9 protein-coding genes are annotated in these 15,979 nt (G+C 67.5%); 6 read left to right on the top strand and 3 right to left on the bottom strand.

The annotated features are described in order from the left end of the window. Positions 1 to 45: 45 nt before the first annotated feature. On the top strand, positions 46 to 1,641 hold the full coding sequence (serA, locus tag V5734_RS21475) for a phosphoglycerate dehydrogenase (protein WP_347311636.1): 1,596 nt from the start codon (positions 46 to 48) through the stop codon (positions 1,639 to 1,641). A gap of 66 nt (positions 1,642 to 1,707) precedes the next feature. Here serA and V5734_RS21470 read toward each other — a convergent pair whose 3' ends face one another. Next, the gene (locus V5734_RS21470; RefSeq protein ID WP_347311635.1) at positions 1,708 to 2,193 is read right to left on the bottom strand and encodes a GNAT family protein; all 486 of its coding nucleotides are present in this window, start codon (positions 2,191 to 2,193) and stop codon (positions 1,708 to 1,710) included. Positions 2,194 to 2,457: 264 nt separating this feature from the next. Here V5734_RS21470 and V5734_RS21465 point away from each other — a divergent pair, with 264 nt between their 5' ends. The 4 genes from V5734_RS21465 (at position 2,458) to V5734_RS21450 (ending at position 6,019) form a co-directional block, all read left to right on the top strand. Then, a complete protein-coding gene (locus tag V5734_RS21465; RefSeq protein ID WP_347311634.1) occupies positions 2,458 to 3,066 on the top strand; it encodes a dimethylsulfonioproprionate lyase family protein in 609 nt (202 codons plus the stop codon). A 67-nt stretch (positions 3,067 to 3,133) separates the two neighbouring features. Then, complete coding sequence (locus V5734_RS21460) at positions 3,134 to 3,874, top strand: metallophosphoesterase (protein ID WP_347311633.1); 741 nt, start codon at positions 3,134 to 3,136, stop codon at positions 3,872 to 3,874. Positions 3,875 to 3,972: 98 nt separating this feature from the next. Further along, the gene (locus V5734_RS21455; RefSeq protein ID WP_347311632.1) at positions 3,973 to 4,809 is read left to right on the top strand and encodes a metallophosphoesterase; all 837 of its coding nucleotides are present in this window, start codon (positions 3,973 to 3,975) and stop codon (positions 4,807 to 4,809) included. A gap of 31 nt (positions 4,810 to 4,840) precedes the next feature. Beyond that, positions 4,841 to 6,019: an acetyl-CoA C-acyltransferase family protein gene (locus V5734_RS21450; RefSeq protein WP_347311631.1), complete on the top strand. Its 1,179-nt coding sequence runs from the start codon at positions 4,841 to 4,843 to the stop codon at positions 6,017 to 6,019. A gap of 94 nt (positions 6,020 to 6,113) precedes the next feature. Here V5734_RS21450 and pbpC read toward each other — a convergent pair whose 3' ends face one another. Further along, positions 6,114 to 8,147 carry a penicillin-binding protein 1C gene (pbpC, locus tag V5734_RS21445; RefSeq protein WP_347311630.1) on the bottom strand — a complete coding sequence of 678 codons (2,034 nt, stop codon included), beginning with the start codon at positions 8,145 to 8,147 and terminating at the stop codon, positions 6,114 to 6,116. Next, positions 8,144 to 13,585, bottom strand: a complete 5,442-nt coding sequence (locus V5734_RS21440; protein ID WP_347311629.1) for an alpha-2-macroglobulin family protein — start codon at positions 13,583 to 13,585, stop codon at positions 8,144 to 8,146. Before V5734_RS21440 ends, pbpC begins: the two co-directional genes overlap by 4 nt. 160 nt (positions 13,586 to 13,745) lie before the next feature. Between V5734_RS21440 and V5734_RS21435 the strand changes: the two genes are divergently transcribed. Continuing rightward, a complete protein-coding gene (locus V5734_RS21435) occupies positions 13,746 to 15,962 on the top strand; it encodes a response regulator (protein ID WP_347311628.1) in 2,217 nt (738 codons plus the stop codon). The last annotated feature ends 17 nt before the right edge of the window (positions 15,963 to 15,979 follow it).

Here is a 15,979-nt window from a genome sequence, read left to right as displayed (position 1 = left end):
CCCGAAACGTTCCCGAATTTTCCGAAAATCAAGGAGCCTGTTGAAATGGCACCCAAAGTTCTGGTTTCCGACAAGCTGAGCGAAACCGCCGTGCAGATCTTCCGCGACCGCGGCGTCGATGTGGATTACCTGCCGGATCTCGGCAAGGACAAGGACAAGCTTCTGGAAGTGATCGACCAGTATGACGGCCTCGCCATCCGCTCGGCGACCAAGGTCACCGAAAAGATCCTTGCCGCCGCGACCAATCTCAAGGTCATCGGCCGCGCCGGGATCGGGGTCGACAACGTCGATATCCCCGCCGCCTCGAAGAAGGGCGTGATCGTGATGAACACGCCCTTCGGCAACTCGGTGACGACCGCCGAACACGCCATCGCGATGATGTTCGCCGTCGCGCGGCAGTTGCCCGAGGCCTCGACCTCGACCCATGACGGCAAGTGGGAGAAGAACCGCTTCATGGGGGTCGAGCTGTTCAACAAGACGCTTGGCGTCATCGGCGCGGGCAATATCGGCGGCATCGTCTGCGACCGGGCGCTGGGCTTGCACATGAAGGTCGTGGCCTACGATCCGTTCCTGTCCGAAGAACGCGCGAAGGCGATGGGCGTGACCAAGGTGGAGCTTGACGAGCTTCTGGCGCGCGCCGATTTCATCACGCTCCACGTTCCCCTGACCGACAAGACCCGCAATATCCTGTCGAAGGAGAACATCGCCAAGACGAAGAAGGGCGTGCGCATCGTTAACTGCGCCCGTGGCGGCCTCGTGGACGAAGCCGCCCTGGCCGAGGCGCTGAAATCGGGCCATGTCGCCGGCGCCGCCTTCGACGTCTTCGAGGTGGAACCGGCGACGGCGAGTCCGCTCTTCCACCTGCCGAACGTTGTCGTGACCCCGCACCTTGGCGCCGCCACGACCGAGGCGCAGGAAAACGTTGCGCTTCAGGTGGCCGAACAGATGTCGGACTACCTGCTGACCGGCGCGGTGCAGAACGCGCTCAACATGCCTTCGGTCACGGCCGAGGAAGCCGCCGTCATGGGACCGTGGCTGAAGCTCGCCCAGCATCTCGGCGCCTTTGCCGGGCAGATGACGGATGAGCCGATCAAGGCGATCAACATCCTCTATGACGGCACGGTGTCCGAGATGAACCTCCAGGCACTGAACTGCGGTGCGATCGCCGGGATCATGAAGGCGACGAACCCGGACGTGAACATGGTCTCGGCCCCGATCGTCGCGAAAGAGCGGGGCATTCAGATCTCGACCACCCAGCAGGACAAGGCAGGCGTCTTCGACGGCTACATGAAGCTGACCGTGGTGACGGACAAGCGCGAGCGGTCGATCGCCGGGACGGTCTTTTCCGACGGCAAGCCCCGCTTCATCCAGATCAAGGGCATCAATATCGACGCCGAGATCGGGGCGCATATGCTCTACACGACGAACGAGGACGTGCCGGGCATCATCGGCACGCTAGGCCAGACGATGGGCGAAAACGGCGTGAACATCGCGAACTTTACCCTCGGCCGGTCTTCGCGCGGCAAGGACGCGATCGCGCTGCTTTATGTCGACGATCCGATCCCGCAGCCGGTGATCGACAAGCTGATGAAGACCGGGCTGTTCCAGCAGGTGAAACCTCTGGTCTTCGACGTCGCCTGACGCGTCTCACCACCCCGAACCGGGCCGCAGTGCCGGCCCGGTTTTCTTTTGCCCATCCAGACGTGCTCAAAGAGTGTCGAGGCGGTATTTCAGGAAGCGTGCGCCAGAATATTCGGTTTCGCCGACGAGGCGCGCGCCGAGCCGGGCGAGGGCGCCGAGGTTTCGGCGCGACGGCGGCAGAAGAAATGTCACGAATGGAATCCGTGCGTCAGCTTTCGCGAAGGCGAGTGCCTGCCGGGCGATCCGCACCCCGAGCCCGAAGGCCTCCGGCTTCAGCACCAGGCCGAAATCCCACTCGTCACCCTCCTTCTGGAAACCGCCCCACCCGACATAGGCCCCGTCTGCGAGGATCGCCCAGTGGCCGAGTCCGTCGCGGCGCCAGCATTCTTCCTTGGCGGCGACGAAACCGGAAAGAACCTGCGGGTCCCACGCGAAGGTCAGAAGCGGCATGTGCTCGGCCACGCGCGGGTCGGACATGTGTGCGATGATCTCGTCTGCCGAGATCTCGGGCAGCCGAGAGAATGTGATTTCCGTTCTGGGCTGAAACGTCATCTTGCGCCGCCGCCAGTTTCTTTCGGGTTGCCGCCTTCTGCGGCCGCAGGCATCGCCGGTCAACGCAAACGAGTATCACCAGAGTTCAAGTTCTGGTGTCCGCTTCCCCCGTACAGCGGTCGCCTGACCTTAACGGGATGCCTTCGCCGCGCCTTTGGCGACGATCCGACCGGATACGACACCCGCATGTCGCCCGCGTTCGCGTCGCCCCCATGATTTTCCATAGAAGCTCGATCCAATCGGCTTTTGGGAAGGACCGCGGCCATGTACGCACCGGAATACGACGCTTTGCTTCAAGCGCTGGCCGCGATCTACCGGGGCGAGGGGCGTGACGCCGCGGACCGCACCGCGCAGGCGCTGCTGACCACCCCCGCCCCGGAACCGATTGCGCCCCAAGAGCCCACGGCGCTCGACGCCCAGATCCGCAAGATATTGGCCGCGTCGGACCACCCGGCCACAGCTGCGATCCTCGCGGCGCAGAGCCTCATTCCGTGGGGCACGAACCCAGTCGCCGACCGGATGAGCGACGACGCCGCCGCGATCTGTGCCGTGACCACGCTGATGGGCCCCGAGGGGCCGATCCCGGCGCCTGACCTGAGGCTTGGCCTGTTCTACCAGCAGCCCGACACCTACTACGCACTTCACAATCACGATGCGGATGAAACCTACGTGATCCTCGCCGGGCGGGCGCTTTGGACCGCGGGCGAAGACACGCGCATTCGCGGCGCCGGTGAGATGATCCATCACCCGAGCCTGATGCCGCATGCCTTCCGCACCGGCCCTGAGGGCATGCTCGCGCTCTGGCGCTGGAGCGGCGACGTGAACACCCACTCCTATGCCTTCTTGCCGGATCCGCAGGCCCTTGCCGGCTGACATTGCCGCATTGCATCCGCGCGCGCGCCCGCGATAGGGTCCGCCCGGTTTCAGGACGGGACGGATCATGCGCACCTATGCGATCGGGGACATTCACGGCCATCTCGACAAACTCGAAGCGGCGCACAGCCTGATCGCGGCGGATCGCGCGGAAAACGGTGATCGGGAAGCACCGGTCGTCCATATAGGCGACCTGGTGGATCGCGGTCCCGACAGCTGTGGCGTGATCGACTACCTCCTGCGCGGAATTGCCGGGCGCGCGCCCTGGGTCGTGCTCAAGGGCAATCACGACCGGATGTTCGCGAACTTCCTCGTCGATCCCGACAGCCACGACCCCGGTCTTCGCGAGGGTCTGCATTGGACCGACCCGCGCTTGGGTGGCGGTACGACGCTCGCGTCCTATGGCGTGGCCGGCACCGGCGAGCGGCTGCTCTTCGATCTGCACGAAGAGGCGGTCGCGGCCGTGCCGGAGGCGCATGTTGCCTTTCTCGGCGGGCTGAACCTGCACTTCCAACGCGGTGCGGCGCTTTTTGTCCATGCCGGCATCCGGCCCGGCATTCCCGTCGAGCGGCAGGCAGAGGACGATCTCCTCTGGATCCGCCGGGACTTCCTTGACGATCCGCGCGATCACGGAATGCTCGTCGTCCACGGCCATACACCGGTCGACGCCCCCTGCCACTACGGCAACCGGTTGAACATCGACACGGGCGCCGGTTACGGAAAGCCCCTGACGGCCGTCGTGATCGAGGGCCACCAGGTCTGGCATCTGACCGAAGGCGGACGGGTGCCGATCCTGCCACCGGCCTGAGCGTGGGGCTTGATGCCGCCGCGCGTTCGGTGCTTGATCGCCAGCATGACCCGGTGCCCGTTTCCGACACGCCCTATCGCCTTGACCGGAGCCGGCGGATGAGTTCGCGTCGGCGGCACGGCCCGCTCACATTCTTCAGCCATCCGCGCATCGTCCAGCACCGGATCGCCGATCCACGCTGGACCCTGCCGGACATGACGATCGTGGTCCTGTCGGATCTTCATATCTGCCGGCCCTGGACGCCGCTGACGGCACTCCGCCGGATCGTGGCGATGACCAACGCGCTCAAGCCCGACCTGATCCTCTTGCCGGGCGACTTTATCGCCGACAGAAACCTGCCGGCACGGAGCGTTCCCGCCAGCGCGATCATCGCTGAACTCGCGCCGCTGACCGCGCCTTTGGGCATCGCGGCCGTCCTTGGCAATCACGACTGGTGGGACTGCGCGCTGGCGCGCCAGAGCGGTTTTGCCCGTAACTCGGTGGCCGAGGCCATCCAGGCAAGCCGGATCACGCTATTGTCCAACAGCGCGATTCCGGTCGACTTCGGCAACGGACGTTTCTGGCTGGCCGGAATCGACAGCCAGCGCGCACTGCGCCGGCACGGCCACCCCGGACTTCACGATCCCGAAGCCGCATTCGCCGAAGTGCCGCCCGGTGCCCCGGCGATCCTGATGGCGCATGAGCCGGATTATTTCGCCGAGAACGATCCACGCGCCTTCCTGCAGGTGAGTGGCCATACCCATGGCGGCCAGATCAACGTCGGCGGCTGGCGTCCGCTGACGCCATCGGCCTTCGGCTCGCGATACGGTTGGGGCCACATCCGCGAAGCGGGGCGGCATCTCGTTGTTTCCGGCGGGATCGGATATTCCGGCCTGCCCTTGCGCATTCTGCAACCACCGGAGATTACGCTAGTCCTGCTGCAGCGCGGCGTGTAAGTTGCCGCATGATTTACTTGAGGGGAGACACATGAGCGACGATATCGTCATACTGTCCGGTGCGCGCACCGCGATCGGCACATTCGGCGGGGCCCTTGCCGGGATGGCCCCCATCGACATCGCCACCGTTGCCGCGAAGGCGGCGCTGGAACGGGCGGGAGTCGACGGTGACCGGATCGGCCACGTGGCCTTCGGCCATGTGATCAACACCGAACCGCGCGACATGTATCTGAGCCGCGTCGCCGCGATCCAGGCGGGGGTGCCGAACGGCACGCCGGCGATGAACGTGAACCGCCTTTGCGGATCCGGCGTGCAGGCCATCGTCTCCTGTGTTCAGTCGCTGATGCTCGGCGATGCCGATTTCGCGCTCGCCGGCGGGGCGGAGAACATGAGCCGGTCGCCCTACGCGCTGCAGGCCGCGCGCTGGGGTCAGAAGATGGGCGACACCAAGGCGCTCGACATGATGACCGGGGCGCTGACCTGTCCGTTCGGGACCGGTCACATGGGCGTCACGGCGGAGAATGTCGCGAAGGAGCATGACATTTCCCGCGCCGATCAGGACGCGTTCGCGATGGAAAGCCAGGTGCGGGCCGCCAAGGCCATCGCCGAGGGCCGGTTCAAGGACCAGATCGCTCCGATCGAGATGCAGACCCGCAAGGGCACCGTTGTCTTCGACACCGACGAGCACCCGAAGGCGACGAGCCTCGAGGCGCTGGCGGGGTTGAAGACGGTGTTCCAGAAGGACGGCACGGTGACGGCCGGGAATGCCTCGGGGATCAACGACGGTGCCGGGGCGGTGGTGCTGGCGAGGGCCTCGGCGGCGGAACAGGCCGGGTTGAAGCCCCGCGCCCGGGTCATCGGCTACGCCCATGCCGGAGTGCGTCCCGAGGTGATGGGCATCGGCCCGGTTCCGGCCGTTGAGGCGTTGTTGAAACGCACCGGGTTGACGGTCGGCGATTTCGACGTGATCGAATCGAACGAGGCCTTCGCGGCGCAGGCGCTTGCGGTCTCGAAGGGGCTCGGCTTCGATCCGGCCAGGGTCAACCCCAATGGCGGCGCCATCGCGCTCGGTCACCCGGTCGGCGCCACCGGCGCGATCATCACCGTGAAAGCGCTCTACGAGCTTGAGCGCATCGGCGGCAAGCGGGCGCTGGTCACGATGTGCATCGGCGGCGGTCAGGGCATCGCGCTCGCTATCGAGCGGGTCTGAGGAAGGCCGTCTCGGGGGGCATCGAGCCCCCGCTCGCCGGCGCCGCGCCGGGCGCGGCCGGCCCCCGGCGGGGGAATATCGGCAACGAAGAAGTTCAGGGGCGGAGGGTCACGGTCGATGTGGCGCTTCGCCCTTTGCCGTCGATGACGGAGAGGCTGAGGTAGCCTTCGCCGGGCGCGGTGAGGGCGGTTTCGCGGCTGCGGTCGGCGAGGACCAGCGGCGCGCCGTTGGCGAGCCAGGTGAAGGGCGGCGTACCGCCCCGGACCTTCAGGGCGAGATGCTCGGCGGTCTCAACCTCGGCCCCGTCGGGGGGAAAGGCGATTTCCGGGCCGTCCGGGGCGGCGGCGAAGACGGCGCCGCGCGGGCGGAAGCGTTGCAGCGGCAGCGGCAGGCGCGCATTCGGCAGGATCAGCGTCGTCGGCGGTGGCGGCGGCAGGGGATCGAGAGCGGGTTTGAGACGCGCGAAGGTCTCAAAGAGGATCGGCGCGGCGAGATCGCCGCCGAACGCGCCGGGGACCGAGGCGCCGTCGGCCCGGCCCAGCCACACGCCCGCCACATGCCCCCCGTCGAAACCGATCGCCCAGGCATCCCGGTGGCCATAGCTGGTGCCGGTCTTGTAGGCGAGCCGGTTTGCGGGGGCGTTGGGCGGCGGTGGCAGTCCGGCGAGGATATCGGCGGTGAGCCAGGCCGCTTCGGCCCCGAAGAGCCGTTGGTCGAGCGGCCCCGCCTGCCCGGGTTCGGCCGAAAGCCGGACCGGCGCCCCGAGGCGCGCAAGGGCGGCGTAGCCTTGCACAAGCTCTTCCAGCGTCACGCCGACCCCGCCGAGCGCCACGGCGAGACCGGGTTGGCCGCCGGGCACGACCGGGTCGGCCCCGGCGCGACGTAAGGTGGCGATTAGGCGCGCGGGGCCGAGCGCCTCGGTCAGGCTGACGACCGGGATGTTCAGCGAGAGTTGCAGCGCCTGTCGCACGGGGATCGTCCCGCGGAAGGTCCGATCGAAGTTTTGCGGTGCGTAGGTGCCGAATGCCGTTGGACGGTCTTCGATCAGCGTTTCGGGATGGGCAAGTCCTTCGTCGAATGCGAGGGCGTAGACGAACGGTTTCAGGGTCGAGCCAGGCGAGCGGGTGGCGCGGGTCATGTCGACGAAGCCGGCGCGCCGGTCGTCGGTCCAGTCGGGCGAACCAACGCTGGCCAGAATTTCCCCGGTCCGGTGGTCGGCGACGACGATGGCGAGCGACACGCGGCTGGCGCCGCCCGCCGCCGTCCGGGCCGCAAGAGCTTCCAGGCCGCGTTGCAGGCGCGGGTCGATCGTCGTCGCGATCCGGGCAGCGCCCGGGTGGTCCCGGCGCTGCCGTTCGGCGAGATGGGGGCTGAGGGCCGGGAAGGGCCGGCGCGCCGTGGGCACCGCCTCGCTCAACGCAGCGGTCGCGCGGTCGGCGCCGATCACGCCGCCCTCGACCATGCGCGCGAGCACCCGCGCCCGCGCCGCGCGTGCGGCGTCGGGATGGCGGTCGGGTCGCCGGGTTTCGGGCGATTGCGGCAGCGCTACCAGAAGAGCGGCCTCCGCCGGCGTCAGCCGTCGCGGTTCCTTGCCGAGATAGGCGAGCGACGCCGCGCGGATGCCCTCGAGATTGCCGCCATAGGGCGCAAGCCGGAGGTAGAGCCCGAGGATCTGGTCCTTGCTCAGCCGCCGCTCCAGCGCCAGTGCCACGCGCATCTGGCGGAGCTTGCCGGCGACCCGCCCGGTGCCGCTGTCCTCCAGCAACCGAGCGACCTGCATCGTCAGGGTCGACCCGCCCGAGACGATCCGCCCGCTCCACGCGGCCTGCCATGCGGCGCGCAGAAGCGCCAAGGGGTCGACCCCGGGATGGTCGCGGAAGCGCCGATCCTCATAGCCGATGAGCAGGTCGAGGAAGAGGGGATCGACCGGTCCGGGATCGAGGCGCCAGCGCCCGTCGGCGACCGTGAAGGCCCGCAAAAGCGTCCCGTCGCGTGCCACGACCTCGGTGCCGGTGTCGATCGTCAGCGCCGGCAGATCCGTTCGCGCGACCCAGAGGTCGAGCGCGTCCCTTGCCGTCGCCCCGGCAAGAAGGACCGCGGCGAGGAGGAAAAGCGCGTGGCGCCTCACTCCGTCACCGTGATCCGGCCCGTCGCCGTGCGCGCCCGGTAGTCGGGCCGATACATGTCCTCGACCGCAGCCGCCGGCTGGTGGAACGTTCCGGGCGAGATTGCACGGACGATGTAGGCCAGCCGGAACGGGTCGTCCGAGGTCCAGTCGACCGCGGCGAGAAAGCGGTCCTGCCGGAACTCCACATTGCGCGTCTCGACCGTGTCGATCCAGTCAAGCGCCGCGATATCCCCGGCGCGGACCAGCGACGGGTTGTCGATCTCGAACCCTGCGGGCAGGGGATCGCTGACCATCAGTCGCGCCTCGTCGGAGCCGTGCGGCGTGACCTGTATCACCGCGACAAGGCGGGCGCCTTGAGAGACGGACGCGATGTCGACGGGCTCCCCCGCCATCGTGAAATAGCGCCGCTCAATGGAATAGCCCTTGCCGCCCGCCGGCTCCGGTTCCACCGGAACGCCGAAGGTGGTCAGCGTCACCGTCGCAGCGCTGTCCGTGCCGTTGGCTATGACTTGCGCGGTCGCGGTTTCGGCCTCCAGCACCCGCACGAGGGGCCCGGTGACGGGCGCGCCGTTGACGGTGAACCCGTCCGCCCCCGGGCGGTCGATCAGCGCATGGGTCGCGAGCAACGCCCAGGTCGCCTCCTGCGTCGAGAGCCGTTGGCCGGCAATCCCCGACGCTACCCTGTCGCCAAGCGCATCCGGATCGACCGCTGTCGATCCCGCCTCCGACGCCAGCGCGAGCAGCGCCGTCGCGTCGCGCAGGTCGGTGCCGTAGTCGGCGCGCCAGAGCTGTGTCTCCGGCCCACGCCGGGCCAGGAGGTCCGCCGCCCGCGCGAACATCGCATCCGCCCGGCGCTGGTCGCCGTATGAGGCGAGCGCCGCGCCGAGTTGCGCGGCAGCAATGGGCGTATCGAAAGCCTCGACCTTCACATCGGCATAGTAGCGCAGATCGCCCACAGCCGCCGCCCCCTCGCGGGCGAGAACCATCAGCGCGTAGGCATAGGCCCCGCCGCCTTCGTCGAAATCCGGGGCGTAGTTGATCTGGTTCCTGAGGTTGTCCATCGCGTTTCGGAAGGCCACATCCGGCACCGCGTAGCCCTGCGCCTTCGCCCGGCTGAGGAAGTCGGTGACATAGGCATCGAGCCAGAGATCCCCCGCATCCGCGTACCAGAGCCCGAAGGCGCCGTTGGAGGACTGGTTGAGCAGGATCTCAGCGATGCTCTCTTCGACCCGCTTGGCGATATCGTCGCGGCCTCCCGCGCCCATCGCCGCCGCTACCTCATCGAAATAGAGCAGCGGCAGCGCCTTCGAGGTGAGTTGCTCGGTGCAGCCATAGGGGTAGGCGTCGAGCGTGGCGAGAAGACCCGGCGCATCGAAGCGGGCGAGAGGCCCGACGGCGAGCGTGGCGCGGCCCGATCCGGGCAGGAGGCCCGCAAAGACGTTCTCATCCAGAGTGAAATTCGCCCCGGCGGCCAGGTCGAACCGGTTCTGCCGCGCGATCTGCGGGTCGTTGGCCTGAACCGGGATCGTCAGGTCCTTCACCAGTTGCCGCCCGTCCGGCGTCGTCAGCGCGATGCGAATGGTCCCGACCCCCTCGGCGAGCCCCGAAGCGAGCGGCACATTGACCACCGCCTTGCCCTTCTCGGCCAGATCGACGCCCGACGGCGCGGGGCCGGTCACCAACCCCTCGGCCGTCACGTCCAATCCCATCCGCCCCGCCGGTCCCGTCGCATGGACGATCTCGAGGAGCAGCCGCGCCTCGTCGCCGGGGGCGAGGAAGCGCGGCACGGAGGCCGTCACGACGACCGGATCGCGCACCAGCACCTCTGCCTCGGCTTGTCCGACGGCCTTGCCGGACCAGACAACGGCCATCAGCCGCACCGTTCCGTTGAAGCTCGGAAGCTGGAACTCGGTCCGCGCATAGCCGTCCGCGCCGACCATGAGCGGGCCGGAGAAATAGGCGACCAGTTCCTCTGTCGGCGGCGGCGCCTGCATCCTGAGGCCGGTCGCCGCATCGCCGCCCGACCGAACGGCGCCCATGACGCCGGTCCGCCCGTCGATCAACCGCCCGTAGAGGTCACGGATGCCGATGCCGAGTTTTCGTTGTCCGAAATAGTGCGCCTCGGGGTCGGGGGAGGTGAAGCCGGTGAGGTTGAGAATACCCACATCAACGGCGGCGATGGTGGCGTAGACCTCTGCGCCTTCCGCGCCATCGACCTTCAGCGCCACCGGCAACGGCGCGCGCGGGTCGGCCTCCGCCGCGACCGCGAACGATGCCGCAAGTTTCCGCGCGCCGGGATCGACCGGCGCGTAGGAGAGGCCGAGCGCCCGTGCCGGAACCCGGCCCGCTTCCTCGGCAAGCGGCCTCACGACCGAGGCGGTGACATAGGCCCCCGCGCCCCAGTCATCCGTCACCGGCAGCTCGATCACGTTTTCGCCCGCCGTGACCTCGACCGCCTTCATGTCGATGAGCCGGTTCGACAGCACGGTGACCAGCGCCACGCCCGCCGCCCTCGGCTCGATCTTCAACCGCGCGGTGTCGCCTGGCCGATAGGCCTCCCTGTCGAGCGCGACGGTCAGTGTGTCCGGCGTTTCCGCCGCGTCGGCGGGCGCGTACCAGCCGGCGTAGAATTCCATCGAGGCGGCGGAATAGGCGCCGTCCGTGGCCTCCACCACCAGTTCGTAATTGCCCCAGCCGACGGCGGCGGAAATCCCCGTGGCTCCGGTGGCGGTCAGGCTCGCATCGCCCTCGGCGACGCGCGACCGGGTCGTCGTGACCTCCCAGTTCCAGTCACCGTAGAGCGAATACCATTGGTAGTTCGTCTCGATCCGGTTCAGCGTCCAGTGGACCTGCCGGGCCGCCGGGGCCTCGTCCGCTCCCACCGCGATCAGGTCGAACCGCGCTTCCGCCCCTTCGGGCACCGTGCCACCTTCAAAGAGCGGTTTGATCCCGATCACCGGCGCGTCGGGCAGGATGCGCCGCGTGATCTCCCGCTCCACCGGCCGGCCCGATCCTTCCTTCAAACGCACCGAGATCCGCGCCTCCAGCGGCCGGTTCGCCGCCTCGTCGAGATCGGGGAAGGCGACCGGAACCGTGGCCTTGCCGTCTGCGTCGGTCGGCTGCGTATCGTAGAGGGCATCGCGGTAAGGTGAGAAGGGCTCATCATAACGGCTGAAGACATAGCCCGGGTAGGCATCGAGCGCGGTCAGCGCCGAGATGCGAATGTCGCCCTCGATGTCGAGCCCGGCGCCGGACGCGCCGAACAGGTAGCGCGCTTCGATGGAGAGGGGCGGTGTGTCCGAGAGCCGGATCGCGCCCTCGGGCAGGGCAAGCTCGAAGTCGATGCGTTCGGGCAGGAAATCCTCGACGAGGAAGCTCTGGCTTGCCAGCACCTTGCCCTCTTCGACGAAACCCTCGATCCGCCAGGTCCCGCGCGGCGCATTCCCGGCGAGCGGCATGGTGGCGACGAACCCGCCCGCGCCGGCCCCCGCGAGAAGGGCGCGCGAATATTCGACGCCGTCCGGCCGCATCAGCCGCGCCGAGATCGGCAGCCCGTCGAGCGCGTCCATCGTCGCATCGCGCGCCAGCAACGTCGCGTTCACCGTCTCACCGGCGCGATAGGCGCCCCGGTCGGTCGAAAGGAAGACGTCAATCGGAGGCGCGGCCTCGCGCCCCGCGACGCCCCGATCGGAAAGATCGAATTCCGGCTCGGTCAGCGACAGGAAGGCGAAGTCGTCGCCCTTTTCCACCGTCACCAGCGCCGGCGCCGCGCCCCCCGTCCCGGCCGTCAGCCCGGGGGCGAAATGCGCGTAGCCCGCCGCATCGGTCGTCGCCGTTCCGATCACCGCATTGGCCCGTGAGAGAAGCGTCGCGGTCGCCCCTTCGCTGGCCGCCGCGTCCGACAGCGCGCGGACAAAGACATGGAGCCCGTCCACCCCCTCCATCGCGGTCATCCCGAGGTCGGAGATCACGAACCACTGCGTAGCGGCGGGATGGTCGTAGGGGTCGAGCCCCGGAACCGCCGCCTGCAACGCATAGATCCCGGGTCCTAGATCGGCCAGCACCCCGTCGAGGGGCAAAAGTGTCGTCACATCGCGGTTCAGATCCTTCGCGACTGCGCCCGTGCCGTTCCAGACCTCTTCCGTCACCTCGTTCTTCAGCTGTTCGGACGACCAGTAATTCAGCGGCCGGCCGAAATAGTCGCTCTGGATCGCCCGGATCAGGTTGCGGTCCGAGATGCGCAGGAGCGTCAGGTCGAGGGTGTCGGTGTTGACCGTCTCCACCGGAATGCCCTTTTGCCCAACCTTCGGCAGAACATAGGCGCGGCCGGGGAACCGCACCGCGGCGCTGCGGTCGCGGACATACTGGGTAACGGTCACGTCTTTCGCCAAAGTCTCCCCCGTGGCCGAGGGCAGGCCTTCGCGGAAGGTCAGCGCATAGCGGTTGCCGTGGTTAACGCCGGTGACGCAGATCTGCCGGCCTGATGCGTCCACGGCCAGGCCCGGCGCAGGCAGCCTGACGAAGGTGGCGTAGTCGGTGCCCGCCCGCACGAGATCCTCGGTGAAGACCGCGCAGATCCGCGGGGAGGCGCTGTCGCTCTCGACCTGCGTCTCGGCGATACGGAAGCCGTACTTGCCGATGGCATCCTCCAGAGCCGCGGCCGTGTCGTCGCGCGGTTGCAGCGACTGCGCCAGCCGCAAAGCCGGGATCATGTCGCGGCCGCGCCCGGCCACCTCGAACCCGCGCGCAAGCGTGGCAAGCGCGGTCGCCCTCAGCCCGGCATTCTGGCCGCGCAGATAGGCGTTTACCGCCGCCGCCGCCGCACGTTCGGCATAGCCGCGTCGGACGTTTCGGTCATTGGTCGGAAGCGCCAGAAGCGCGTCCGCATAGTCCGACCAGCGGTCGGCCGCATCCGAGAGGCTGAGCGCCGCGCCGAGGTAGCGCAACGTCCCCGCCGCGTCGCCCGCCGCCCGCGCTGCGTTGGCGGCGGCGAGAAGCTCGTCCTCTGTCGCGGTTCCGGTCACATGCTCGGCCCCCAATCCGCGCGCCTGCGCCAGAGCGGCATCGAAATCCTCGTCTCTGAGGAAGGACAGTTCAGCAGCGCGCGCCGCCGCACCGGCAAGCGCCTGCGGATCGGCCCCACGCACCCATCCCGACAGCGCGCCCTGATAGGGCTTCTGGTCGGTGACGTCGGATTTGGGGAAGCAGGACCCGGCCCGGCGGTTGTAGGTAAAGGCCTTGCAGGCCAAATCCGCCAGGCAAGCGGCCTCGCAGGAGTCGAAGCCGACATCGAAGATTGCCCGGAGATCGGAGCCGTAAAAATCGAGATCCTCGACCAGAATCGCGCGGCGCTCGGGGATGTAGGTCCGGTCCTGCGCCTGGGCGCCAAGGGGAAGCAGAAGTCCCGCGATTAGGGCTGCGATCTGAAACCTGCGCATTGAAATCTCCAGTCTCGGTCAATGCGGGGATGCTGACACGCCCATCGCCGCATTTGCAAGCGCAGCGCCGGGGGCGGTTCGATTTAAGCCTTCGTTCACATCGTGTCGCGATGGTGGGTCGCGCGCACGAACGCTGCGGGCCGACGAAAGGAAGGAAAGCGTGAGCATTGTCGAGAAACTGGCGCGGGAACGGCGGTCAAGACTCGCTGCCGAGCGGCTTCTGGAGCAGAAGAAACGCGAACTCTTCGCCGCGAACTCGCAGCTTTCCCGCCACGCGCGCAGCCTCTCCGACCAGATCGTCGAACAACGCCAAGGTCTCGAACTTGCCCGGTGCGAAGCCGAATCGCTGAAAGATCAGAACAGTCAGGTCCTGCATGATCTCGAACGCGCCAACTGCGAAGCCGAGGTTGCCCAACGCCAGCTCTGGGAGGCGATCGAGACCATCGAGGATGGTTTTGCTGTGTTCGATGCCGCGGCACGGCTCGTCACCGCGAACCGGGCCTATCTCGATCTCTTCGGGGCAGGCGGCGTCGCGCTCGGCGATCCCTATCTCAAGGTGCTGGCGGTGCTTGCCGAAGGTGTGGCGGACCTTGAGGGCGAGGACGTGCAGGACTGGTGTCACGAGATGATCGAACGGCTGGGGCGCGACGTCATCGAGCCGACGGTGGTCCTGCTTCGCGACGGGCGCCATATCCGCTTTCTCGACCGCCGGGGCGAAGCCGGCGATCTCGTCTCGATGGCGCTCGACATCACCGAGGCGATGCAGCGCGAGGCCGAACTGGAGGAGGCGCGCGAAAGGGCCGAGGCGGCGAACCGCGCCAAGTCGGCCTTTCTCGCCAATATGAGCCACGAGATCAGGACTCCGATGAACGGTGTCGTGGGCATGGCCGAACTCCTGTGCGAGACCGCGCTGACCGAGGAACAGAAGCTCTTCGCCGAGACGATCAAGTCGTCGGGCGAGGCGCTTCTGGTGATCATCAACGACGTGCTCGATTACTCCAAGATCGAGGCGGAGAAGATGCGGCTCTACCCCGAGCCCTTCGATCTGGAACGCTGCCTCCATGAGGTGATGCTGCTCCTGCAACCCAAGGCGCGCGAGAAGGGGCTGAAACTCCTCGTCGATTTCGACCTGTTCCTGCCCACGCGCTACATCGCCGATCCGGGCCGGGTGCGGCAGATACTGACCAATCTGATTGGAAATGCGGTGAAATTCACCGCCGATGGGCACGTCTTGGCGCGTGTCGTCGGGATCGAGCGGACCGATCACAGCTACGATCTTCATGTCTCGATCGAGGATACCGGCATCGGCATCGCGCCCGATCACGTCGACCTTATTTTCGGAGAGTTCAACCAGGTCGAGGATCAGTCGACCCGCAAGTTCGAGGGGACGGGCCTCGGCCTTCCGATTACCCGGCAATTGGTGCGGCTGATGGGCGGAACGATCTGGGTCGACAGTGAACCGGGCCAGGGATCGTGCTTCGGTTTCAAGGTGAACTTCGCCCCGGCCGAACCGACGGGCGCGGCAATGCATCCCGACCGTCCGGTGCTTCTGAAACGGGCGCTGATTGTCGACGATGTGCAGATCAACCGGGTGATCCTTGAGCGGCAGCTCGAGACCTACGGGCTGGAGGTGACGAATTGCCGAACACCCGCCGAAGCCCTGGAGGCGCTCGCTGCCGGCCCCGCCTTTGAGGTGATCCTGACCGATCACGACATGCCCGAGATCGACGGGCCGGACCTTGCCGCGCGAATCCGTGCGGCGGGCGTGACGGTGCCGATTCTGCTCTTGTCGTCCCGGCCCGACGCGGCGGCCGACCGGACGGCCGACATGACCGCGGTGATGCAAAAACCGATCTTGCGGAGCCAGTTGCTAAAGGTCTTGCTGGAACTCTCTTACCCCGCCAAAGCGGCCGAGATCGTACCCGTCGCGGCGGCCGAGCCGCTCGGCGGCGACGGGCGGACGATGCGGGTGCTCGCCGCCGAGGACAACCGCACCAATCGGCTTGTGTTCCGGAAGATGGTCGCCGGTTTCGATATCGAGCTTCGGTTCGCCGGAAATGGCCGCGAAACGGTCGAATTGTGGCGAAGCTTCCGGCCCGACATGATCTTCATGGACATTTCCATGCCTGAAATGGACGGCCGCGAGGCCGCCCGGGCGATCCGTGCGATCGAGACGGAACGCGGTCTTCCTGCGGTGCCCATCGTTGCCTTGACCGCGCATGCCATGGACGGGGATCGGGTGTCGATTCTCGACTCCGGGATCGACCACTGTCTGACCAAACCGCTGAAGAAGGCGGTCATCGCCGCCAAAATTGCCGAGCATTGCCCCGCAACTGCGCGCCCGGCGGTCCCGATTCCGTCAGGACGGCCGGGTTGATCGCGGGTCGACGCGAT

It is taken from the genome of Defluviimonas sp. SAOS-178_SWC (assembly GCF_039830135.1).
Classification (GTDB): domain Bacteria; phylum Pseudomonadota; class Alphaproteobacteria; order Rhodobacterales; family Rhodobacteraceae; genus Albidovulum.
This window is presented reverse-complemented; position numbering and strand designations above follow the sequence as displayed.

Bases quoted from the DNA above. Each gene is read 5' to 3' on its own strand.
- serA (WP_347311636.1), top strand. From the start codon at position 46: ATGGCACCCAAAGTTCTGGTTTCCGACAAGCTGAGCGAAACCGCCGTG.
- V5734_RS21470 (WP_347311635.1), bottom strand. From the start codon at position 2,193: ATGACGTTTCAGCCCAGAACGGAAATCACATTCTCTCGGCTGCCCGAG.
- V5734_RS21465 (WP_347311634.1), top strand. From the start codon at position 2,458: ATGTACGCACCGGAATACGACGCTTTGCTTCAAGCGCTGGCCGCGATC.
- V5734_RS21460 (WP_347311633.1), top strand. From the start codon at position 3,134: ATGCGCACCTATGCGATCGGGGACATTCACGGCCATCTCGACAAACTC.
- V5734_RS21455 (WP_347311632.1), top strand. From the start codon at position 3,973: ATGAGTTCGCGTCGGCGGCACGGCCCGCTCACATTCTTCAGCCATCCG.
- V5734_RS21450 (WP_347311631.1), top strand. From the start codon at position 4,841: ATGAGCGACGATATCGTCATACTGTCCGGTGCGCGCACCGCGATCGGC.
- V5734_RS21440 (WP_347311629.1), bottom strand. From the start codon at position 13,585: ATGCGCAGGTTTCAGATCGCAGCCCTAATCGCGGGACTTCTGCTTCCC.